This is a genomic window from Virgisporangium ochraceum (assembly GCF_016863655.1).
In the GTDB taxonomy this organism is placed as follows: domain Bacteria; phylum Actinomycetota; class Actinomycetes; order Mycobacteriales; family Micromonosporaceae; genus Virgisporangium; species Virgisporangium ochraceum.
The window spans coordinates 16,144-37,727 of record NZ_BOPH01000093.1; the positions used below are offsets into that span (position 1 = coordinate 16,144).

Below are 21,584 nucleotides of genomic sequence, written 5' to 3' on the forward strand. Positions count from 1 at the left end.
TAACACCGCTGTGGGAATCTTGCCTGGTGAACGTTCGGACGGTACGGCGGCGCTTCCTGCTGTCGCTGCGGCTCGCCCGGGAGTGGCGGCCGTCGGTGGCGTGGGCGCGGTCGCTGTTCCGCAGCGGCGCCACCAGCTTCGTCGTGCTCGCGGTGACGTTCTGGCTGCTGCCCGGCGTGTGGGCCAGCGGGGGACCGGCGGCGCTGGTCGAGCTCATGGTGGTGCTGGCGCTCATCGGCATGGCGATGCGCTGGGTGCTCCTGGGTGTGGCCGTGCTGGTCGGCGGCATCGGGGTCCTGGCCCTCGGTACGGTGCTGCAGGCGATCGTCATGTACACCGCGCTGCGGATCTCCGACGGCGTCTCGGTGAACAGCTTCGTCGACGCGTGGGTGGCGAGCTGGATCGCCGCGATCCTCGCCGCGTTGATCAACTGGCTGGCCGACGCCGGTAGCGACGACGTCTTCCTCCGCCAGACGCTGCGGCAGATGGCCCGCAGCCCGCTCGACGAGCCGCCGCAGCGCCCCGGCGTGCTGGTCATCCAGGTCGACGGCCTCAGCGAGCCGCTGCTGAGCTGGGCGTTGAAGGCCGGCAACCTGCCCAACCTCGGCCGGTGGGTGCGTGACGGCAGCCACGCGATGACCGGCTGGCACACCGGCATGCCGGCCACGACCCCGGCCAGCCAGGCCGGCATCATGCACGGCGACGCGAGCCAGGTGCCCGCGTTCCGCTGGTACGAGAAGGACACCGGCCGGCTCGTGGTCACCAACCGGCCGCGTGACGCCGCCGACGTCGAGAAGCGCATCTCGAACGGCCGCGGCCTGCTCGCCGACGGCGGGGTGAGCATCAGCAACGTGTTCTCCGGCGACGCGCCGGTCAGCCTGCTCACGTTCAGCAACGCCGCGCTCCCGGGCCGGTCGGCCCGCGGCTACCTGGCGTTCGTCGCCAGCCCGTACGGCCTGGCCCGGGCGCTGGTGCTGTCGATCGGCGAGATGCTCAAGGAGATCCAGCAGGCGCGCCGGCAGCGGCGGCGTGACGTGTACCCGCGGGTGTCGCGGCACGGGTCGTTCGTCGCGCTGCGCGCGGTGACGAACGTGGTGCTGCGCGACCTCAACGTCTCCCTGATCGCCGAGCAGATGAGCAACGGCGCTCCGGTGATCTTCTGCGACTTCGTCGACTACGACGAGGTGGCCCACCACGCCGGTCCGCTGCGCCCCGAGGCGATGCAGACCCTGGAAGGCCTCGACCGCGTGCTCGGCACCCTGCGCAAGCTCGCCGACAGCGCCGCCCGCCGGTACGAGATCGTCGTCGTGTCCGACCACGGCCAGAGCCAGGGCGCCACGTTCCGCCAGCGCTACGGCGAGACGTTCGAGGACGTGGTCACCAAGCTGGTCCACGAGGACCACGACGACGGCGACCCCAGCGCCGACGGCGGCCACAACGCCGAGGAGTGGGGCCGGGTCAACGTGCTGCTCACCGGGATGGCCCACCAGCGCAGCATCAAGGGCGCGGCGATCCGGGCCTGCGCGCCCGAGCAGCGCCGCGAGCACCTCGGCGTCGGCCGCGCCGTGCGCGAGGACCACCCGATCGTCACCGTCGCCTCGGGGAACCTGGCGATGGTCTACCTCACCGGGCATCCGCGCCGGCTGACCCTGGAGGAGCTCGACGACGGGTACCCCGACCTCGTGCGGGGCCTGGCCCGGCACCCGGGGGTCGGGTTCGTCGTGGTCGAGTCCGCGGCCGACGGTCCGGTCGCGATCGGTGAGCTGGGACGCCACCGGCTGCGCGACGGCCACGTCAGCGGGCTCGACCCGCTCTCCCGGTACGGACCGCACGCCGCCCGCGACCTGCTGGAGCACCAGCGGATCGCCCACGTCGGCGACGTGGTGGCGGTCAGCCGGCTCGACCGGGGCACCGACGAGGTGGCGGCGTTCGAGGAGCTGGTCGGCTCACACGGCGGCATCGGCGGCTGGCAGACCGAGGCCGTGCTCGTGTACCCGGCGGGCTGGCACCGCGAGCAGGAGGAGATCCACGGACCAGCGGCCGTCTACCGTCAGCTGGTCGCCTGGCTCGACGAGCTGGGGCTGCGCACCACCCCGGATCCCGAACCGGAGTCGGAGGCCGAACCGCTGTCGGTCTGATCACGGCGCTTCTGGACCATCGACGCGACCTGCGTGACGACCAGCACGAGCAGGATCACGGCGACGATGCCCTGCCACGGCTCCGGGAACACCGACCCGCCGAGCACGCCGACCGCCGCGTACGACGCCGACCACAGCAGGCACGCCGGCCAGTTCGCCACCAGGAACTGCCGCCACGGCAGCTTCACCAGCGCCGCGGCGAGCAGCACGGGGATGCGGCCGGCCGGGATCAGCCGCGACACCAGCAGCACGGTGACCGGCCGCTTCCGCAGCCGGTCGCGCACCGCCTCGGCGGCCTTCACCGGCTTCGCCGACAGGTGCAGCCGCCTGGTGACGGCCTCGCCGCCCCGCCGGCAGATCCCGAACACCACGGCGTCGCCGAGGTACGCGGCGAGCGCGGCCACGGCGACGACCAGCATGGGCGTCACCGGGTCACGGTGCAGCGCCACGACGGCGGTAGCGCTCACGACGGCCCCGGTGGGCACGACGGGCACGATCGAGCCGATCAGCACCAGCGCGAAGGTCGTCCCCAACGCCGCCAGTACGGCTCCGACAGTGTTCACGGCGTGGTTCTCACATCGTCCAGTTGAAGGCTCGAACCCGGCGGCAGCACGCGGACCCGGACCTCCGGCGCGACCTCCGCCGTGAACCGCGCGAACTCCGGGCCGGGCTCGGTGAACCGGTCGGGCCGCATGCGCGCGCAGCCGACCGGCCACAGCGTGCCCCAGTGGATCGGCACCGCCCAGCCGGGCGCGACCCGGCGGACCGCCTCGGCCGCCTCCCGGGGGCCCAGGTGGCCGGGGCCGAGCGTCCAGCTCCAGCCCCATACCGGTACCAGCGCCAGGTCGACGGGGCCCAGCTCGCTCAGGCCGTCGAACAGGCCGGTGTCGCCGGCGAACCACACCGTGCGCTTGCCGCTGACCAGGTAGCCGACCGCCTTCGCGCGCCACCTCGAGCCCGGCGACCGCCCGGCCGGGTGCACCGCCGGTACCGCGCGCACGCGCAGCCCGCCGACGGTGATCTCGTCGCCGGCGACGACCTCCCGGAGGTCGCGGTCGCCGCCGAGCTTGCCGTTGAGGAACGCGCCCGCGCCTTTCGGCACGATCAGGGTCGTGGACGCGGGGAGCCCGCGCAACGAGCCGACGTCGCAGTGGTCGGCGTGCAGGTGCGAGATCACCACCGCGTTCGGCGCCGCCATCCGGGGAGCGGGGCCGCGCCGGCGGTACAGGTGGGCGAGCCGGCTGCGCAGCACGGGGTCGGTGAGCACGGTCGTGCCCGCGTCGTCGATCGCGACGGTGGCATGACCCCACCAGGTGACCCGCATGTGTTCAAGTTTTTCATGCCGGGCCGGCCGATACACCCTGCACAGGGATGATCTTCGTGCGCCGCCGACCGCATACCGTACGTTCCGTGACCCCAGCGGACGAACTGACGGCGATGGGCGAGGCCGACCTCGCCCTGGCGCAACAGGCCATGAACAGCGACGACGTGGCCGTCCAGCAGGCCTGGCGGCGCCTGACGGCGACGCACGCCGACCGCCTCACCGGGATCCTCGACGAACACGGCTGGCCCGCCTGGGGTCCCGAAGCCGCCTACGCCGCGTGGAAGATCGCCCAACACGCCGACCGGCAGCTCGACGTCCAGCGCCGGGTGCTCGCCCTCATCGAGGACGCGGCGGAACCCGGTGTCGGCGCGCGGGAGATCGCCATGCTGCGCGACCGGGTGCTCGTCAACGAGGGCCGCGACCAGATCTACGGCACCCAGGTGGCCGGGGTCGTCGACGGCAAGCCGGTGCTCTGGCCCTGCGCGGACCCGGACGGCCTGGCCGCCCGCCGGGCCGGGGTCGGGCTCCCGCCGCCGCTCTAGCGTGAGCGGGTTCCCCAGTGGACCGTGCGCGCCTCCACGTGGAACAGGTCGTCGCGGGTGCCGAGCCACTCCGGCGCCGACGGGTCGAGCAGGGTCCGCCAGGTCGCCGCGTCGGCGTCGGTGAGCAGGCCCAGCTCGTGGAGGCGGGGCACCCGGTGCGCGAACTTGTCGGTGATCGCGGTCGGGTCGGGCGCCGGCTCCAGGAGCCAGGAGCGGCTCGTCACCGACGTGAGCCCGGCCCGCCGTAGCGCGGCGGACCAGCCGTAGGGCATCCGCACCGAGCCGGGCAGCCGGGCGCGCATCCCGTTGAACCACGCCTCGTTGGCCGCCTGCAGCCGGCCCTCGAGGCCCGGTTCGCCCACGCCGACGTCGTACGGCAGGTGACGCGCGGTCAGCCCGCCCTCGGCCAGCGCCAGCCGGCCACCCGGCCGGAGCAGCGCGGCGAGCTCGTCGACCGCGGCCTGCTGGTCGCCGAGGTGGTGCACCGACGCCGACGCCCAGACGACGTCGGCGCCGTCGGGCACGACGTCCCGCAACGGCGCCATCCCGTGGTGCAGGTCGGCCTCCACGAACTCGACCGTCCCGGCGGCCATCGCCCGGGCGCGGTCGAGCACGTCGGCCGCGCCGTCGACGCCGACGACGCGTCCCTGCGCACCGATCGCCGCGGCGAGCACCGCGGCCATGCCTCCACCACCGCACCCGACGTCGACCGCCACCCGGTCGCCGGGCGTCACGAGCACCGCGGCCACCGAGCGGTACCAGTCGGCGTCGGTGCGGGCCGCGGACGCGAGCCGGTCGGCGGCCTCCGTCCAGTCGACCTCGAAGTGATCGTCCACGCCGTCATTATCTCGACGGGAACCGGAAGCGGGGGTACGGGCAAGAACGGGGTGTCACGACCCGAACGAGAGGCCAAGGATGAGTACATCGACCGGAGTCACCGTGGATGACGCGAGCGTCATCGAGCGGTCCCGGGATGAGCCCGAGTACTTCGCCCTGCTCTTCCGTCGGCACGCCCCACTCCTGCAGCGGTACGTCACGCGACGGCTGGGGCCGCAGGCCGCCGAGGACGTCGTCAACGAGGTCTTCCTCGTGGCGTTCCGGCAGCGCCGGTCCTACGACCTCGCCCGCACCGACGCCCGTCCCTGGTTGTACGGCATCGCCACCAACCTGGTCGGCCGGCACCGGCGCGGCGAGGTCCGCGCCCTGCGGGCGCTTTCGGTCACCGGGGTCGACCCGGTCACCGAGGGGTTCGCGGACCGCAGCGACGCCCGCGTGGTCGCGTCGGCGAACAGCCGCCGTCTGGCCGCCGCACTGGCGACGCTGAAGGCGCCGTTCCGCGACGCGCTGCTGCTGGTGGCGTGGGCCGACCTGACGTACGAGGAGACGGCCGCCGCCCTGGGGGTTCCCGTGGGCACGGTGCGGTCGAGGGTGAGCCGGGCCCGAAGCACGATGCGGGCCGCGCTTGGTGGGGTCGATCCCACATCGATCGACGAGGAGCACTACCGGTGAACGAGATGCAGGCACTGCGCGACATGCGGTCCGAGGTACCGCTCGACCCTCCGTCGCGCGAGGCGGAGGCCCGGCTGGTGGCGGCCCTCCGCGACGAGCCGGCCCGCCCACGGCGCCGCTTGCGAGGGGTCGCCTGGGGCGCCGGCCTCGCGACCGGCCTGGCCGCGGCGGTCGCGGTCGGCCTGGTCCTGGCACAGGGTGGTGGCGGCGGACCCGTTACCCCGCGGCCCGGCGACAACGGGGTCGCCGCGGCCCCGTTGAAGCTCACCTCGGCGGCCCAGGTTCTCGACCTCGCCGCCAGCGCGAAGGGCCAGCCGGAACTCATACCCCGCCCCGACCAGGCCATCATGATCAAGTCGACGACGATGTACATCGCCGAAAGCCGGGACTACCGGTACCTGTACCGCACCGACCGCGCCGTGTGGTGGCCGGCCGCCCCCAACCGCGACGGGGCGATCGAGATCACGTCGCTGGAGCCGAAGTCGTTCCCGGGGGAGCCGCTGCCACCGGTGGCGCGCCAGGGGATCGGCGAGACGTCGCGGCACGTGGCGAAGTACTGCCCCGGCCGACCGGAGTTCTCGCGCACCGACTTCGCCTACGTGAGCGGCCTGCCGACCACGCCGGAGGCGATGCTGGCCTACCTGCGGACGGCCGCGGGTGGCGAGAACACCAAGAAGGGCGGGAAGCGGACCCTCGACGAGATGGCGTTCACCGCCGCCGGTGACCTCATCCGGGAGAGGTACCTGCCGCCGGCTCAGCGTGCGGCGGTGTACCGGGCGCTGGGGTCGCTGTCCGACCTGCGGCTGATCGAGGGCGCCGAGGACGCCGCCGGCCGCAAGGGTGTCGCCGTGGCCTACGACGATGCCACGACGGGCGTCCGCCGGGAGCTGGTCTTCGACCCGTCGACGTTCCTCTACCTGGGCGAGCGCGCGTTCGTCACCGACGCGGACAAGGCGGGCACCGCGGTCGGCACCCAGGTCGCGTCGACGGCGCTGCTGTCGGCCGAGGTGGTCGACACCGTGCCGGCGGTCGAGCTCGGTCCCAAGGGCGGGGAGACCTGCGGCTAGCGGGGGATGAGCGAGCGCACCACGGCCACGAACGCGTCGACGTCCGCGGCCGTGGTGCGCCAGTTCACGATCGCCGGCCGCAGCGCGACCCGGCCGTCGTACACGGTGGTGCCGGCGAAGACCCGGCCGTCGGCGAGCAGGTCGGCGCCGAGCCGGCGGTTGAGGTCGTCGAGGTCCTCCTCCGGAACGCCGGGCGGCCGGGCCCGGAAGCACACGATGCACAGCGGCACGTCGGCCAGCCGCTCCAGGTCGGGCGCCTCGTCGACCTTCGCGGCGAGCCGCTGAGCGAGGTCCAGGTGGCGCTCGACCATCTCCCGGTACCCGTTCGAGCCATACGCCGCGAGCGTGGCCCAGATCGGCATCGCCCGGCTGCGCCGCGAGGACTCCGGCCCGAACAGCCCGTAGCCGCCGCCGGCGTCGTTCGCACTGGGGAGGTACGGCGCGCCGGGCATGCCGAACGCCCGTCCCAACCGGGACGGCTCGCGGATCAGCGCGAACCCGCTCTCGTAGGGCACGTTCAGCCACTTGTGGCCGTCGGCGGCGATCGAGTCGGCCCGCTCGATGCCGTCCACCAGGTGCCGCGACCGCGGTGACACGGCCGCGAACAGCCCGAACGCGCCGTCGACGTGCAGCCAGGCGCCGTAGCGCCCGGCGAGGTCGGCGAGGTCGGCGACCGGGTCGAAGTCGCCGGCGTTGACCTCGCCGGCGTTCGCGATGATCACGGCCGGCCCGCACCCGGCCAGCCGCCGTTCGAGTGCGGCCAGGTCGACCCGCCCGACGCCGTCGCGGGCGAACACCTCGACCGTGTTCCGGCCGTGTCCGAGCATCTGCAGCGCCTTGCGGGAGCTGGAGTGCACGTAGCCGCCGGAGAGCACCGGCATCCGGGGCAGCCCGACCAGCCCGTCGTCGGTGACGTCGACGCCGTGCCGCTCGCCCCACCAGTGCGTCGCGCACGCCAGCGAGGTGAAGTTCGCGAACGTGGCGCTGCCCACCAGGGCGCCGCCCCAGCCCTCTGGCAGCCCGACGAGCTGACGCAGCCAGTCGAGCGCGACCGTCTCGACCTCGTGGGCGAGCGGGGAGCTGATCCGGGCGAACGCGTTCTGGTCGAGCAGGGCGGCGGTCCAGTCGGCGGCGAGTGCGGCGGGTGTGGCGCCGCCGGTGACGAAGTGGAAGAACCGGGGACCCGACGACGCCGTGGCCGCCGCGGTGCCGATGCCGAGCAGCCTCTCGACGGTCGGCGTTCCGCCGGCGCCGGTCTCCGGCAGCGGCCCGCCCAGCCCGTCGAGCAGCTTGAGGGCGTCGGGGTCGGCGACGGGACGGGTGGCGAGCGACGCCAGGTACGGCGCTGCGGCCTCGTGGACCGGGGCGAGCGGCTCGGCGGCGGAGGCAAGCTCGTGCAGCGGGTCGGCCATGGGTCCGATCATGCCCGGCACCCGTCGCGGCGCCACCCACCTCACCGCTCAGGGAAGGTCGGGAAATGGACAACCCCCGGGGCTGGCCGCCGGAACGGAACGTCCGTTCGAGCGGGCCGGCTGGACTAGCCGGCACCCCGGGGGTCGGGTAGCAGTCGTGGTTTCACAAGCCGCCGTGCGGCCCATTACTGCAAAAGTGGGACGGACGGGGGCTAGTGGACAGCCACCTCACGAGTCCAATAACTATACAACTTTGGACCACCTCCTTTCGCGTGTACCGCCAACTTAGCGCTCGAAGCGATCAGCGACAACGGTGATTAACGCGAGGTGAACACGGGGTAGTACCCGCGTGTGTCCCCTCCTGAAGAACCCCACCACCACATGCGCGACGAGTCGACCCTCGAACGCGCCGACCGCAACTACAACGAGCTCCTCCAGGAGCTGCGGGTAGCCCAGACCGGCGTGCAGATCCTGTTCGCCTTCCTACTCACGATCCCGTTCCAGCAGCGGTTCGGTGAGGAGGTCGGCGCCGGGCTGCGCGGGGAGTACCTGGCCACGCTGCTGGTCACCGGGATGGCCACCGCGTTCCTCATCGCGCCCGTCACCATGCACCGGCTGCTGTTCCGCCAGGGGCTGAAGCCGCAGCTCGTCACCGCGGCCGACTGGATGGCCAAGGGCGGCCTCGCCTGCCTGGCGGTCGCCGTGCTGCTGGCGGTGTTCCTGATCGTCGCGGTGGTGTCGAGTCAGAGCCTCGCGTTCTGGTTCGTCGGCGGGCTGGGCGCGCTGTTCGCGGTCACCTGGCTGATCGTCCCGATCTACGTGCGGACGAAGTACTGACGCACCGAAACGGTCACCCCGGCTGCTCCGGGTCGGGGCCGGCGCCGGTCGTCGGGCGCTCACCCGGCGCCGTCGGCTGGTCGCGCCCGAGCGGCGCCGGCGCGGAGCCGGCCGGCACCTGCGCCGGCGCGGAGCCCGCCGGCGCCGCCACCTCGGCGCGGAGCCGGGGGAGCGCGGCCGGGTGCTCCAGCCGGATCCACTCCACCAGCCGTTCCCGCACGTCGCAGCGCAGGTCCCACAGGGTCGGGGCGTCGTGCGCGCTCACCAGGGCGCGAATCCGGACGAACGAGCCCGTCGCGCCGGTGACCTGGAGCACGCACGTACGCCCGTCCCACCGCTCGTTCTCCTTCACGGACAGCTCGAGCACCGAGCGCAGCGCCTCGACCGGAACCGTCCAGTCGAGGTCGAGCTCGACGGCGCCGATGACGGCGGCCTCGGTGCGGGTCCAGTTCTGGAACGGCGTGGTGAGGAAGTACGAGGTCGGCAGGACGAGGCGGCGGTCGTCCCAGATGCGGACCACCACGTAGGTGAGCGTGATCTCCTCGACGCGGCCCCACTCGCCCTCGACGACCACGACGTCGTCGAGGTGCAGGGCCTCGCTGAACACGATCTGCATGCCGGCGAAGACGTTGCTCAGCAGGCTCTGCGCGGCCAGGCCGGCGATCACGCCGGCGATGCCGGCCGACGCCAGCACCGACGCGCCGGCGGCGCGGAACGCGGGGAACGTGAGCAGCATGGCGCCCATCGCGACGACGGCGAAGCCCGCGATCCCGATGCGCCGGATGACGCTCACCTGCGTGTGGATGCGGCGGGCGTGGCGGTTGTCGCGGACGTCGGTGCGGTAGCGCGACAGTGCCAGGTCCATGATGATCATGAGGGCGGCGGCCGCGGCCCACGCCAGCACGCCGATGTCGGCGAGGTAGAGCACATGCCGGGCGCCGCGGTGCCAGTCGGCCCTGGGCAGGCCGTTCAGGGTCGCATGCAGGGCCAGCAGGACGACACCGACGTGGGCCGGCCTGCGGGCGTGCCGGGTGACGGCGGCGGCCCACGGCGCGCGCCGGGCCGCCCTGACCAGGAGCCGGTGCAGCACCCACAGCACCGCGAAACCGGCCACCAGGATGCCCAGGCCCACGCCGATGGGCAGAAGTGCGTCGGACATCGTTCCTGACTACCCAATGAAAGGTTCCAGGCGCCAGTGGGCGTGAACTAGGACTCAGGCTTGTGATCGAGTGACGAACGCCGATAGGTTCCGCCCACGGAATCGACCTCGGGAGGCGCCGTCATGCCCTACACTCTGCCGGCGTTTCCGGTGCGGGTCCGGTGGGGCCGCGGGTTCCGGGTCGTGGTCGCGGTGCTGGCGATGCTCCTGGTCGGTACGCCGGTCACCGCCGCGCCGGCGGACACCGACGGGTACCTCGTCGTCCACTACCAGCGCCCGGCGGGTGACTACACCGGCTGGCTGCTGGAGGTCGGCGGCGTCACCTACCCGTTCGCAGGGGAGGACACCTACGGCCGGTTCGCCTGGGTCGCCAACCCCGGCGGCAGCGTCGAGATCGGCGTGGTCGACGCGAACGGGGTCACCGACCTCACCGCCGTCGTCGACACGTCGCGGTCCGCCGAGGTCTGGCTCCGGCAGGGTGACCGGGACGCGCACGCCTCCCGCGCCGCCGCGACCGGCACCGTCACCATCCACTATGGGAGGGCCTCGGGGCCGGCGTCGCCTGGACTGAGGAGTGCAGGGAGCGTAGCGACCGGAGCGACGAGGGAAGGCGGCGCCGCGGAGGCCCCGAGGCACGCGCCCGCGGGGGCGGGCGCATTGGGCACGGAGCTCGGTTGGGGTCTGCACCTGTGGGGTGACGGGGTGGCCGCGGAGGCGCGTACCGACTGGGCGGCGCCGCGCCCGCCCGACGGCACCGACGCGTTCGGCGCGTACTGGAACGTGCCGGTGGGCGACCCGGCCGCGGCGTTCAACTTCATCGTCCACAGTGGAGACATCAAGGACCCGGTGAACGACCTCACGCTGACGCCGGAGCGGCAGGGGGAGGCGTGGGTGAAGCCGGGTGACCCGGCGGTGCACCGGAGCGAGGCCGCGGCGCGGAACGAGGCCGTCCTCCACTACCGCCGCGCCGACGGCGACTACGCCGGTTGGGGCCTGCACGTGTGGGACGGCGCGGCCGGTCCCACGACCTGGACGGAGCCGCTGCCACCCGAGCGGATCGACGGTTTCGGTGCGGTGTTCCGGGTACCGTTGGCGAGCGGCGCCACCACCCTGGCATACATAGTTCACAAAGGCGACACCAAGGACCTCCCGGACGACCAGTTCCTCGACCTGGCCGGGGTCGGCTCCGAAGTGTGGATCCTGTCCGGCCAACCGAGGTACCTGCTCCCCATGTCGTTCGACGCCCCCGACACCGACATCACCCGGCAGCGCGCGGTCTGGCTCGACCGCGACACGATCGCGGTCCGCCCGGGAAACGGCACAGACCACACCGACGGTAGGCGGTACGAACTGCGCTACGACCCGGCCGGCCGGATCTCCACTGTGGACGGTCAGCTCGTCGGCGGCACCCCGATCCGGCTGCAGCCGGCCGGCGCGCTCACCGAGGCGCAGCGGCGGAAGTACCCGCACCTGTGGGCGTACACCGCGTTCAGCGTCGACCCGGCCGACCGCGACCGCGTGGTCGAGGCGCTGCGTTCGCAGCTGGTGTTCGCGGAGTACGAAGGCGGGAACCTGACGCTCGCGACCGGGGTGCAGATCCCCGGCGCGCTCGACGACGTCTACCGGCGGGCCGCCACCGAGCGGCTCGGCCCGCAGTTCCACAGTGGACGGCCGTCGCTCGCCGTGTGGGCGCCGACCGCCCGCACCGTGGAGCTCGAGCTGTTCGACACGCCGTCGGGAAGCGCCGCCGTGCGGCAGATGCGGCGCGACGACGCCACCGGCGTCTGGAAGGTCACCGGCGAGCGGGCGTGGAGCGGGAAGTACTACCGGTTCAAGGTGACCGCGTGGCAGCCGGCCGCGCAGGCAGTGGTCACGGCGAGCGTCACCGACCCGTACTCCGTCGCGCTGTCGGCGAACTCGACGCACAGCCAACTGGTCGACCTCGCCGACCCCGCGCTCGCCCCACCGGGATGGCGCGGGCTGCGCAAGCCGGCGCTGCCGGCGCGGCCGCAGATCCAGGAGGTGCACGTCCGCGACTTCTCGGTCGCCGACGACTCCGTGCCGGCCGGGCACCGCGGCACCTACCTGGCGTTCGCCGACCGCGACAGCAGGGGCATGCGGCACCTGCGGAGCCTCGCGCGGGCCGGCGCCAACTACGTGCACCTGCTGCCGGTCTTCGACATCGCGACGATCCCCGAGCGGCGCGGCGACCAGCAGCAGCCGCCCTGCGACCTCGCCGCGCTGCCGCCCGACTCCGAGCAGCAGCAGGCGTGCGTCGAACAGGTCAAGGACACCGACGGCTACAACTGGGGCTACGACCCGTTCCACTACAACGCACCGGAGGGCTCGTACGCCACGAACCCCGACGGTCCGGCGCGCACCCGGGAGCTGCGGCAGGCGGTCGCCGGGATCAACCAGGCGGGCCTGCGGGTCGTGGTCGACGTGGTCTACAACCACACGCCCGCGGCGGGCACGCACCGGTACTCGGTGCTCGACCAGATCGTGCCGGGGTACTACCAGCGGCTGCTCGACGACGGCACGGTCGCGAACTCCACGTGCTGCGCCAACACGGCACCCGAGCACATGATGATGGGCAAGCTCGTCGTCGACTCGGTGGTGCTGTGGGCCCGACAGTACAAAGTGGACGGTTTCCGGTTCGACCTCATGGGTCACCACCCGAAGGCGAACATGCTCGCGGTGCGCAAGGCCCTCGACGAGCTGACCCTCCAGCGCGACGGCGTCGACGGCAAGCGGATCCTGCTGTACGGCGAGGGCTGGGACTTCGGCGAGGTGTCCGGCAACCAGCGGTTCGAGCAGGCGACGCAGCGGAACATGGCCGGCACCGGCATCGCCACGTTCTCCGACCGGCTGCGCGACGCGGTGCGCGGCGGCGGCCCGTTCGACGCCAACCCGCGCCTGCAGGGCTTCGGGTCGGGCCTGTTCACCGACCCGAACGGCGACCCGGTCAACGGATCCGAGACCGACCAGCGCAACCGCCTCCTGCACTACCACGACGTGGTGCAGCTGGGGCTGGCCGGAAACCTGCGCGACTACCGGTTCACGGCGTCGGACGGGCGCACCGTCACCGGTGAGCAGGTCGACTACAACGGTTCCCCCGCCGGGTACACGGCCGCGCCGGCCGAGGCGGTGACCTACGTCGACGCGCACGACAACGAGATCCTGTACGACGCGTTGGCGTTCAAGCTGCCGCAGGGCACCGGCGCGGCCGACCGGGGGCGGATGCAGACGCTGTCGCTGGGTACCACCGTGCTCGGCCAGGGCACCGGGTTCGTCACCGCCGGGTCCGACCTCCTGCGGTCGAAGTCGCTCGACCGCAACTCCTACAACTCCGGTGACTGGTTCAACGCGATCCGGTGGAACTGCCGTGACGGCAACGGGTTCGGCCACGGGCTGCCGCCGGCGCCCGACAACGCCGACAAGTGGCCGTACGCGCGTCCCCTGCTCGCCGACCCGGCCCTGGTGCCAGGCTGCGGCGAGGTCACCGCGAGCGCCGAACGCTACGCCGACCTGCTCGCGGTGCGCTGGTCGTCGCCGGTGTTCGCGTTGCCGACGGCCGCCGAGGTCCAGCGGCGGCTGGCGTTCCCGCTCGCGGGCCCGTCGGCAACGCCAGGGGTGATCACGATGACGCTCGACGCGCGCGGCGTCGACCGGCGGTGGAAGAGCATCGTGGTGGTGTTCAACGCGACGCCGCGGGAGCAGACGCAGCGCGTCGAGGCCCTGGAGAGCGCCCGCGTCGCGCTGCACCCGGTGCAGGAGAGGGGCGCCGACGCGGTCGTGCGGCGGGCGCGGTTCGAGGCGGGCACGTTCACGGTGCCGGCGCGGACGGTCGCGGTATTCGTCCAAACCTGAGTTTTCTCGCAGTTTCGCCGTCAGGCTAGAGGGGCGATGACGGACGCACAGTTCGCGGTGCGGCACGCCGGCCCCTCGGGGTCGGCGCTGCTGATGCTGCTCGAAGAGGTCGCCCGCGCGGCGAACGAGGCCGACTCCGTCGAGGAGGCGGGCGGCGTCGCGCTGCACGCCGTCTGCCGGTTCACCGGCTGGCCGGCCGGCCACCTCTGCGTCCCCGAGGCCGACGACCCGACGACGCTCGTCTCCAGCGGCATCTGGGCGCTGCCGAGCGCCGGCGCGGCCGACTTCGGCGCGCTGCGCCGGGTGACCGCGAGGACCAGGTTCCCGCTGGGCGTCGGGCTGCCCGGCATGGTGGCGGTGAGCCGGACGCCGGAGTGGTCGGCCGACGTCGTGGCCGATCCCGACTTCGTCCGCTCCAAGGGCGGCGAGGACCTCGGCATCGCGTCGGCGATGGCGTTCCCGGTGCTCGGCGGTTCCGGTGTCGTCGCGGCGCTCGAGTTCTTCAGCCAGGTGCGGATGGAGCCCGACGCGGATCTGCTCCGGGTCCTCGGCACGATCGGCGCCCAGCTCGGCCGGGTGGCCGACCGGGTGCAGAGCCAGCGCGACGTGGAGGCGGGCGCCCGCCGCCTGGAGGAGATCATCGAGACCTCCGCCGAGGCGTTCGTCGAGATGGACGCCGAGGGCATGATCCGGGCCTGGAACGCCGCGGCCGAGCAGATGTTCGGGGTGCCCCGCGACCTGGCGCTCGGCCAGTCGCTGGCCGAGACGATCGTGCCGCCGGCCCTGCGCGACGCCCACCGCAGCGGGATGGCCCGGTTCCTCGCCACCGGCGTCAAGAAGGTGATCGGCACGCGGATCGAGGTGCCCGCCTGGCGGCCCGACAGCGGCGAGTTCCCGGTGGAGCTGGCGATCTGGGCCCGCCGCGACGGCGACACCTGGACGTTCAACGCGTTCCTGCACGACATCCGGGCCCGCAGGCGGGGTGAGGAGGCGCTGCGCGAGGCGCTGGAGCGGGAACGGGCCAACGCGACCCGCCTGGAGGCGCTCGACCAGGCCAAGGACGACTTCGTGGCGACCGTGTCGCACGAGCTGCGCACGCCCCTGACCAGCATGAGCGGCTACCTCGAGCTGCTGCTCGACGGCGACGCCGGCGACGTGCCGGTGCACCAGCAGCGGATGCTGCAGACGATGGCCCGCAACGCCGGCCGGCTCCGGGCGCTGATCGAGGACCTGCTCCTGGTCAACCAGATGGACGCCGGCAACCTGCACCTGGACCTCGAACCCACCGCGCTGCCGGAGCTGGTGAACCGCGTGGTCTCCGGGGTGAGCGGGCTGGCCGAGGCCCGGTCGCAGCGCATCGAGGTCGGCATCGACCCGGACCTCGACCCGGTGCTCGCCGACGCGCCGCACCTGGAGAAGGCCGCCCGCGCCCTGCTGACCAACGCGGTGAAGTTCAGCCCCGACGGCGCCGCGATCCGGGTCTTCGTCAGCCGCACCGACGGCGAGGTGGAGCTGGCCGTCGTCGACGAGGGCGTCGGCATCGAGGAGGACGACCTGCCCCGCCTCTTCGACCGGTTCTTCCGCACCAGCCAGGCCACCCGGGCCGCCGTGCAGGGTGCCGGGCTCGGGCTGACGATCGCGCGGCGGATCGTCGAGGAGCACGGCGGGTCCATCACGGTCTGCTCGAAGCTCGGCCACGGGTCGACGTTCCGGATCCGGTTGCCGCTCTCCACATGAAGAAAGGGACCCGCCTGAGCGGGTCCCTTCCTCTCTGCAAGCCTTAGGGCTGGACGCTGGGCTGCGAGCCCGCCTTCAACGGGACGCGGGCGCCGGTGTTCAGGTCGACCAGCGTGACCCACGAGCGGCCCTGGTGCTTCGCGGTCACCAGCGCCTTGCCGGCGTCGACGTAGGCGAGCTCCCGGTCGTTGCTGGCGCCGATCTGGCGGCGCTGGGTGCCGTCGGCGGCGGCCTCGGTGATCGTCATCGCGGTGCCGTCGTACGTGGTCCACGCGACCTTCGCGCCGTCGGGGCGGTACGCCGGCACCACCGCGAAGCCGTCGTCCGAGCCGCCTCCGCCGAAGCCGGCCAGCGCGCGCTCCATGCCGGTCTCGATGTTGCCGAGGCTCAGGCAGTCGTCGAAGACGCTCTCGCAGTCGCCGCCGCGGAACGCGATCCGCTTGCCGTCGGGGGCCCAGGCGATGGCGTCGTCGGTGCGCAGGCGCTCGGTGAGGGCGGTCGCGTCCGTCGTGGTCGGTGCGGTCGGCGCCGGCAGTTCCTGCTCGCGGCAGGCGGCGGGGAACAGAACCTCCGGGACCCCGTGCGGCGCGGCCGCGCGCACCCGGTAGACGCCGGGACCGCCGAGGCACGCCGGCGCCGAGTAGGCGATCCACTGGCCGTCGGGGGAGAAGGCCGCCCCGGCCGCCCGGCCCTCGGTCACCCGGTGCTGGGCGGTGCCGTCGGCGTTCATCTGCCACAGTTCGCCGGCGTGCACGTAGGCGATCGTGCGGCCGTCGGTCGACCAGCGCGGGCGGCTGTTCCGGTCGGCGGCGGTGAGCCGGGTCTCGTCGGCGCCCTTGCTGGTGTAGATCGCGCCGTCCCGGGCGTAGGCGACGGCCTTGTCGAGGGTCACGGGGGTCGCGGGGGTCTCAGCGGCCTGCGCGGGCGCGCCGACCAGGAGGGCGGTGCCACCGGCGAAGACGCCGGCGGCGGCGATGAGCGTGATGCGGAGGTTCCTGAACATCGCTTCGTTCCCCTTACGTGCGACCGGCTCGCAACCGTCCTGCTCGCCTTCGCCCAGAGCTTCGGCGCACCCCTGTGCGACCTGAAGCAAACCGCGCGGCAACTTCCGCCATCGTCGTCTGACGGGGCGTCGGAGATGGGCGTTTTGCGGTGCTATCGGCCGTTCAGTTGGCCGGGGGCGTCTGTTCGGGGCAGCGCAGGCGCAGCTCCCGGTAGCCGAACGGCGCGTCCACCAGGTGGCAGTGGTGCGGAAGGTTCGTGCCGGGGTGCGCGTAGCCGTCGAAGTAGCGGCAGGTCAGGCAGATCCGCGTGACCGGGATGCGGCCGGCCCGCTGGAGCTGGGCGATCTGGTCGGTGACCAGGTTCAGCACCTTCTCCTGCGCGGCCTCGTCGAGGTTCTGCACCTCACCCAGCAGGGCGTCGGCCCAGTTCGCCAGGTCGGGAACGGCGGCCCGGCCCTTGGCGGTCAGGAAGATCCGCACCTCGTCGGGCGCGTAGGACGGGCTGGGCCGCATCTGCACCAGCCCTTCGCGGGCCAGCGCGCCGCTCGTGGACACGGCCGTCCGCACGGTCATGCCGAGCAGGTTGGCCAGCTCGGTGAGCCGGTAGGTCTCCGCGCGCCGGGCCAGCAGAAGCAGCATCTGCTGCTGGGCGACGGTGCGCTCGACCTCGGGGTCCTCGCCCGGCGCCACGGTGTCGGTCTGCGTGGTGACCGCGACGCGGACCAGCCCGGCGGCGAGCCGGCTGGTGAGGGAGTCGGCGTCCACGGTTCCCCCCAGGAAGATCATGGCTTTGAGTGATCAACGAACTGCGAACAGTGGAAACTTTCGTCACTGTAGTTGCGTCGATGACCTGTGTCGAACCTAGGGCGTGTCCGGCAAGGATCCACCGGACACGCCCTAGCGGCGCACCCCGGTCCGCTTGTCCGACATAAGCCGACCGTCGGCGAGGGTCAGTACCCGGTCGGCGGCGGAAATCACCGCCTCGTCGTGGCTGGAGATCAGCACCACGTTCCCGGCGTAGGCGTGCGCCCGCAGGATGCCGATCACAAGCTCGATGCGGCCGCGGTCCTGGTGGCCGGTGGGCTCGTCGCCCAGCAGCAGCGGCGGATGCAGGCGCAGCGCCCGGGCCACCGCCGTGCGCTGCTGCTCGCCGCCCGAGGTCATCGACGGGTACCGGTCGGCCAGGTGCCCGATCTCGAACCTCGCCAGCAGGTCGTCGGCGGGCTCGCCGCGCTCGGCCGCGGCCGGCGGGTCGAGGAGTGCCGGCAGGTCGACGTTCTCGCGCACGCTCATCTCGTCGAGCAGGGCCAGCGCCTGGGGGACGAACGCCAGGTCGCGCCACGTCATCGCCAGCGGGTCGGAGCCGGTGGGCAGCGGCGAGTCGAACCGGACCGTGCCGGCGTCGGCCGTCTCGAAGCCGGCCATGATCGACAGCAGCGTGGTCTTGCCGGACCCGGACGGCCCGGCGGCCACGGTCAGCTCGCCCGGCGCGAGCACCAGCGAGACGTCGTCGAGCGCGGTGACCGTCTCCGACCCGCGCCGGAACCTCTTTGTGAGGTTCTCCACCACGACCGTCATGTGACCACCTGCCCGTCGCGCATCTGGATCACCTGGTCGGCCCGGCTCGCCACGGCCGGGTCGTGGGTGGCGGCGACCACCGCCACGCCGGTCTCGGCGAGGACGGCGAACGCCGCGAGCACCGAGTCGACCGTGCCGTGGTCGAGCTGGCCGGTGGGCTCGTCGGCGACCAGCACCGCCGGTGGCCCGATCGCCGCGAACCCGATCGCCGTGCGCTGCTGCTCGCCACCGGAGAGCTGGTGCGGCAGGTGGTCGGCCCGGTCGGGCAGGCCGAGGCGCTCCAGCATCGCGGTCACCTCGCCCTTGTAGCCACGCAGACCGCGCAGCCTCGCGCCCAGCTCGAGGTGCTGGCGCACCGTGAGGTACTCGAGCAGGTTGTCGGCCGGGCTCTGGAACATGTAGCCGATCCGCTTGCGCCGCATCTTCACACGGCGCCCACGCGAGAGCCGGGTGACGTCGGTGCCGTCGATCAGCACCTCGCCGTTGTCGGCGCGGTCGACGCACGCGAGCAGCCGCAGCAGCGTCGACTTCCCCGACCCCGACGGACCCACCAGCGCCGTGAACGACCCGCGCTCCAGAACGAGGTCGACCCCGCGCAGCGCCGGCACGTCGGTGGCGTCGAGGTGGTAGGCCCGCTCCACGCCCCGGCACGTCACAGCTTCAGGCGACTTCACGTAGCACCTCCGCGGGAGTGGCCCTGCCTACCCGGCGCTGGGCGTAACCGATGGCGAGCAGCGCGATGACGGCCACCGCCGCCGCCGTCACGGCCAGCACCGGATACGGAACGGCGACGACCGTACCCGGTGGCAGCGTCGTGTTGATCTCGAACTCGTCGGACACGACCGACACGATTCCGAACGCCAGCGCGGTCCCGCCGGCGAGCCCGGCCACGAGCGGCGCCGACAGCTCGACGGCGAGCGCCGCGCGATGCGACCGCGGCCGCAGTCGCATCCGGCGCAGCAACGCGTACCCGCGGCGGTGCGCCGGTGCCCGGCTCTCCAGGTACAGCAGCAGCCCCACGGCCGTGATCAGGCCGGTGAGCAGCGACAACGCGGCCAGGTAGTCGAACGTGTAGGTGACCGCCTCGAACACGGTGTCGCCGTAGAGCTCCCGCGCCACCGCGATGCGCGCCACCGGCAGCCCCGACCCGGCAAGCGCCTTGCGGATCTCCGCCGCGTCGCCGTGGATCCATAGCTGCGGCGTGCCGCGCTGCACCAGGTCGCCGGCGGTCTCCCGGGAGACCAGCATCGTGGGGTAGCTGCCCTGGCTCGCCATCAGCAGGTCGACCCGGGTGACCCGCATCGACGGGTACTCCCGCCCCACGTACGTGAGCTGCTGCTCGCCGCCCTTCAAGGGACGGGCACCGACCGCGCCACCGTCCCGGACGATCCTCATGGCCTCGTCGTCGGCAATGCCTATCGGACGGTCGTCCCACGCGGAGCGGCGGGTGAACGTCGCCGGGTCGATTACGAGGATGTCGGTCTGCACGCCACCGACCAGGACGCCGCTCACGCGCGTCACCTCGGTGGTGCTGTCCGCGAGCGACGGCGGCACGGCCGCCGGCTGCGCGAGCGTGACCACGACGTCGGCACCGACCATGAACCCGGCCTCGGCCTGCAGGGTCGCGCGCACCGAGCCGTTCACCGTGGCCCCGTACGCGGCGAACGCGATCGGCACGGCCGTGGCGCCGGCGAGCATCGCGGCGATCGCCGCCTCCCGGCTGAGCCGCCGGCCCGCCAGGAACAGCGCCGGCCGCGTCGACCCGGGATGCCTGGCCCGCCGCCGCAGCCACCGGGTGCCGAGCCGGCCACCGAACGCGGCCAGCCCGATGATCACCAGGATCGGCACGATGAGCAGCCGGCCGGGCACCTGCGCGACCGTGCCGAACCCGTCGGCCTTCACCTCGGTGCTGTCGCTCAGCAGGAACCAGGCGCCGACCCCGGCCGCCACCAGGAGCAGCTCCCACGGCAGCCGGAACAGCTGGACGCGCCGGTGCCTGGTCACCACGTCGGTGAGCCACCGCGACCGCATGCCGGCCGCGACCGCGACCACCGCGAGCGCCGCCGCCAGCGCCGCCGCGGCCGCCAGCAGCGACCGCGGCCGGGCGTCGGCGGTGAGGACCGGCGACGGCCCGACGTTGCGCACCAGCAGCAACGCCGACCACCAGCCGAGCGCCGCACCGGCCACGAGCGCCGGCAGCGCCTCCAGCAGCGCCTTGAAGCCCAGCGGAACCGGGCCCACGCCGTGCGCGGCCAGCACCGTCAGCTCCCGGCGCCGCCGCTGCACCCAGAACATGGCCGCGGCCGCGACCACCAGCAGGCCCACGGCGACGCCGGCCGCGGTGATCGCCACCACCGGCGGCACGAGGCTGCGGCGCACCAGGTCGGTGCGCGGCACGTACTGCGACATGTAGCCGATGAACGTCAGGCCCGCGTTGGTCATCGGGTCCTTCTGCAGCTCCTGCCGCATGTGCTCGACCCCGGCCGCGAGGTCGGCGGCCCGGCCGACGTCCAGCCCGGGGTCGCGCAGCAGGTAGTCGGCCTCGTGCCGGATCTGCGGGGCGCTGACCGCGAGCGCCTGGCTCATGTAGGTCGGCTCGTCCATCAGCACCAGCGGAGCGATGGGACGGTTGGAGAACTCCTGGCCGGGCTCACCCTCGTACAGCACCCGGTGGGCGCACCAGTACGGGTCGAGCGGGAAGCTGCGCAGGTCGGTGTAGATCGCCGCGACCGGCACCGTGGCGTTGCGCGCCGCCTGCGTGCCGCCGCCGGCCCCGACGGTGCTGCGGCTGTAGCCGACGATCGTGAACTGGTCGCCGACCTTCAGCCCGTTCTGCTCGGCGAAGCGGTTGGGCAGCCACACGCCGGGACCGGTGCCGCCGCTGTCGACCCGCACGTGGTCGGCGAACCCGTCCCGGGTCATGACGTTGACGGGGCCGAGGTCCTTGGTGCCGCTGGCGCCGCCGGTGGTCATCCACACGCTGTTCACCGGGTCGCCGAGCCCCTCGGGCTTCAGCGCGGCCATCTTGTTCTCCCGGTACGCGATCAGCTCGGCGGGGCTGCCGGGCGCCGCGGTGCCGGGGGGCAGCTGGCCGAACCCGAGCGTCGCGGTGACGTGCGCGCCGGCGCTCCACTGGCACGACTGGGAGATCTGGTTCGAGAGCGCGGCGTTGCGCGCGGAGGAGAGGAACAACGGGGCCGCCGCCGCGGGCAGTGTCGCGACGAAGGCGGCGGCCAGCAGCGCGAACGCTACGCCGGGACGGGTGAACAGCAGTAGCGGTGCGCGGAGCCAGGGCGTCATCGTCCTCCTATCACTGGTCTTGTAGTGACTCGCTCCTGTGCGCGCCGGCTGCGTCCGATATCAAAACGTGACCCACGCCGCGCGGTAATTGACCCCGCGCCTGCCCG

General features: G+C 73.2%; 17 protein-coding genes. 7 read left to right on the forward strand and 10 right to left on the reverse strand.

Features of this window, described 5'->3' with window-relative positions; genetic code table 11:
* Window positions 1–26: 26 nt before the first annotated feature.
* Entirely contained in the window at window positions 27–2,138 is a 2,112-nt protein-coding gene (locus Voc01_RS34010; RefSeq protein ID WP_239160661.1) for a phage holin family protein, read from the forward strand.
* Here Voc01_RS34010 and Voc01_RS34015 read toward each other — a convergent pair.
* Both Voc01_RS34015 and Voc01_RS34020 read right to left on the reverse strand, forming a co-directional pair.
* The gene (locus Voc01_RS34015) at window positions 2,051–2,701 is read right to left on the reverse strand and encodes a DedA family protein (protein WP_203931746.1); all 651 of its coding nucleotides are present in this window, start codon (window positions 2,699–2,701) and stop codon (window positions 2,051–2,053) included. The two genes, Voc01_RS34010 and Voc01_RS34015, sit on opposite strands and share 88 nt — an antisense overlap.
* Window positions 2,698–3,462: an MBL fold metallo-hydrolase gene (locus Voc01_RS34020; protein WP_203931747.1), complete on the reverse strand. Its 765-nt coding sequence runs from the start codon at window positions 3,460–3,462 to the stop codon at window positions 2,698–2,700. Before Voc01_RS34020 ends, Voc01_RS34015 begins: the two co-directional genes overlap by 4 nt.
* Window positions 3,463–3,548: 86 nt before the next feature.
* Here Voc01_RS34020 and Voc01_RS34025 point away from each other — a divergent pair, with 86 nt between their 5' ends.
* Entirely contained in the window at window positions 3,549–4,004 is a 456-nt protein-coding gene (locus Voc01_RS34025; protein ID WP_203931748.1) for a DUF6624 domain-containing protein, read from the forward strand.
* Here the strand turns inward: Voc01_RS34025 and Voc01_RS34030 are convergent.
* On the reverse strand, window positions 4,001–4,840 hold the full coding sequence (locus Voc01_RS34030) for a class I SAM-dependent methyltransferase (protein ID WP_203931749.1): 840 nt from the start codon (window positions 4,838–4,840) through the stop codon (window positions 4,001–4,003). The two genes, Voc01_RS34025 and Voc01_RS34030, sit on opposite strands and share 4 nt — an antisense overlap.
* Before the next feature lie 103 nt (window positions 4,841–4,943).
* Between Voc01_RS34030 and Voc01_RS34035 the strand changes: the two genes are divergently transcribed.
* Window positions 4,944–5,513 carry an RNA polymerase sigma factor gene (locus tag Voc01_RS34035; protein ID WP_239160662.1) on the forward strand — a complete coding sequence of 190 codons (570 nt, stop codon included), beginning with the start codon at window positions 4,944–4,946 and terminating at the stop codon, window positions 5,511–5,513.
* A gap of 5 nt (window positions 5,514–5,518) precedes the next feature.
* Window positions 5,519–6,580 (forward strand): CU044_5270 family protein, encoded by a 1,062-nt coding sequence (locus Voc01_RS34040; RefSeq protein ID WP_239160666.1) that lies wholly within the window; start codon window positions 5,519–5,521, stop codon window positions 6,578–6,580.
* Here Voc01_RS34040 and Voc01_RS34045 read toward each other — a convergent pair.
* The gene (locus Voc01_RS34045) at window positions 6,577–8,004 is read right to left on the reverse strand and encodes a pyridoxal phosphate-dependent decarboxylase family protein (RefSeq protein ID WP_203931752.1); all 1,428 of its coding nucleotides are present in this window, start codon (window positions 8,002–8,004) and stop codon (window positions 6,577–6,579) included. The genes Voc01_RS34040 and Voc01_RS34045 overlap by 4 nt on opposite strands.
* Before the next feature lie 369 nt (window positions 8,005–8,373).
* Here Voc01_RS34045 and Voc01_RS34050 point away from each other — a divergent pair, with 369 nt between their 5' ends.
* Entirely contained in the window at window positions 8,374–8,829 is a 456-nt protein-coding gene (locus Voc01_RS34050; protein ID WP_203931753.1) for a DUF6328 family protein, read from the forward strand.
* Window positions 8,830–8,842: 13 nt separating this feature from the next.
* On the opposite strand, the gene Voc01_RS34055 is transcribed toward Voc01_RS34050, so the two are convergent.
* Complete coding sequence (locus Voc01_RS34055) at window positions 8,843–9,988, reverse strand: mechanosensitive ion channel family protein (RefSeq protein WP_203931754.1); 1,146 nt, start codon at window positions 9,986–9,988, stop codon at window positions 8,843–8,845.
* Between the two features lie 123 nt (window positions 9,989–10,111).
* Between Voc01_RS34055 and pulA the strand changes: the two genes are divergently transcribed.
* Window positions 10,112–13,858, forward strand: a complete 3,747-nt coding sequence (gene pulA / locus Voc01_RS34060; protein WP_239160663.1) for a pullulanase-type alpha-1,6-glucosidase — start codon at window positions 10,112–10,114, stop codon at window positions 13,856–13,858.
* 36 nt (window positions 13,859–13,894) lie between these two features.
* Entirely contained in the window at window positions 13,895–15,595 is a 1,701-nt protein-coding gene (locus Voc01_RS34065) for an ATP-binding protein (RefSeq protein WP_203931755.1), read from the forward strand.
* Window positions 15,596–15,638: 43 nt separating this feature from the next.
* On the opposite strand, the gene Voc01_RS34070 is transcribed toward Voc01_RS34065, so the two are convergent.
* The 5 genes from Voc01_RS34070 to Voc01_RS34090 form a co-directional block, all read right to left on the reverse strand.
* Entirely contained in the window at window positions 15,639–16,598 is a 960-nt protein-coding gene (locus Voc01_RS34070; protein WP_203931756.1) for a TolB-like translocation protein, read from the reverse strand.
* Between the two features lie 163 nt (window positions 16,599–16,761).
* Window positions 16,762–17,385 carry a winged helix DNA-binding protein gene (locus tag Voc01_RS34075; protein ID WP_203931757.1) on the reverse strand — a complete coding sequence of 208 codons (624 nt, stop codon included), beginning with the start codon at window positions 17,383–17,385 and terminating at the stop codon, window positions 16,762–16,764.
* Between the two features lie 111 nt (window positions 17,386–17,496).
* Entirely contained in the window at window positions 17,497–18,177 is a 681-nt protein-coding gene (locus tag Voc01_RS34080; RefSeq protein ID WP_203931758.1) for an ABC transporter ATP-binding protein, read from the reverse strand.
* Window positions 18,174–18,818: an ABC transporter ATP-binding protein gene (locus tag Voc01_RS34085; protein ID WP_203931759.1), complete on the reverse strand. Its 645-nt coding sequence runs from the start codon at window positions 18,816–18,818 to the stop codon at window positions 18,174–18,176. The genes Voc01_RS34080 and Voc01_RS34085 overlap by 4 nt, the downstream gene beginning before the upstream one ends.
* 19 nt (window positions 18,819–18,837) lie before the next feature.
* Window positions 18,838–21,477 carry a hypothetical protein gene (locus tag Voc01_RS34090; RefSeq protein ID WP_203931760.1) on the reverse strand — a complete coding sequence of 880 codons (2,640 nt, stop codon included), beginning with the start codon at window positions 21,475–21,477 and terminating at the stop codon, window positions 18,838–18,840.
* Between the last annotated feature and the right edge of the window lie 107 nt (window positions 21,478–21,584).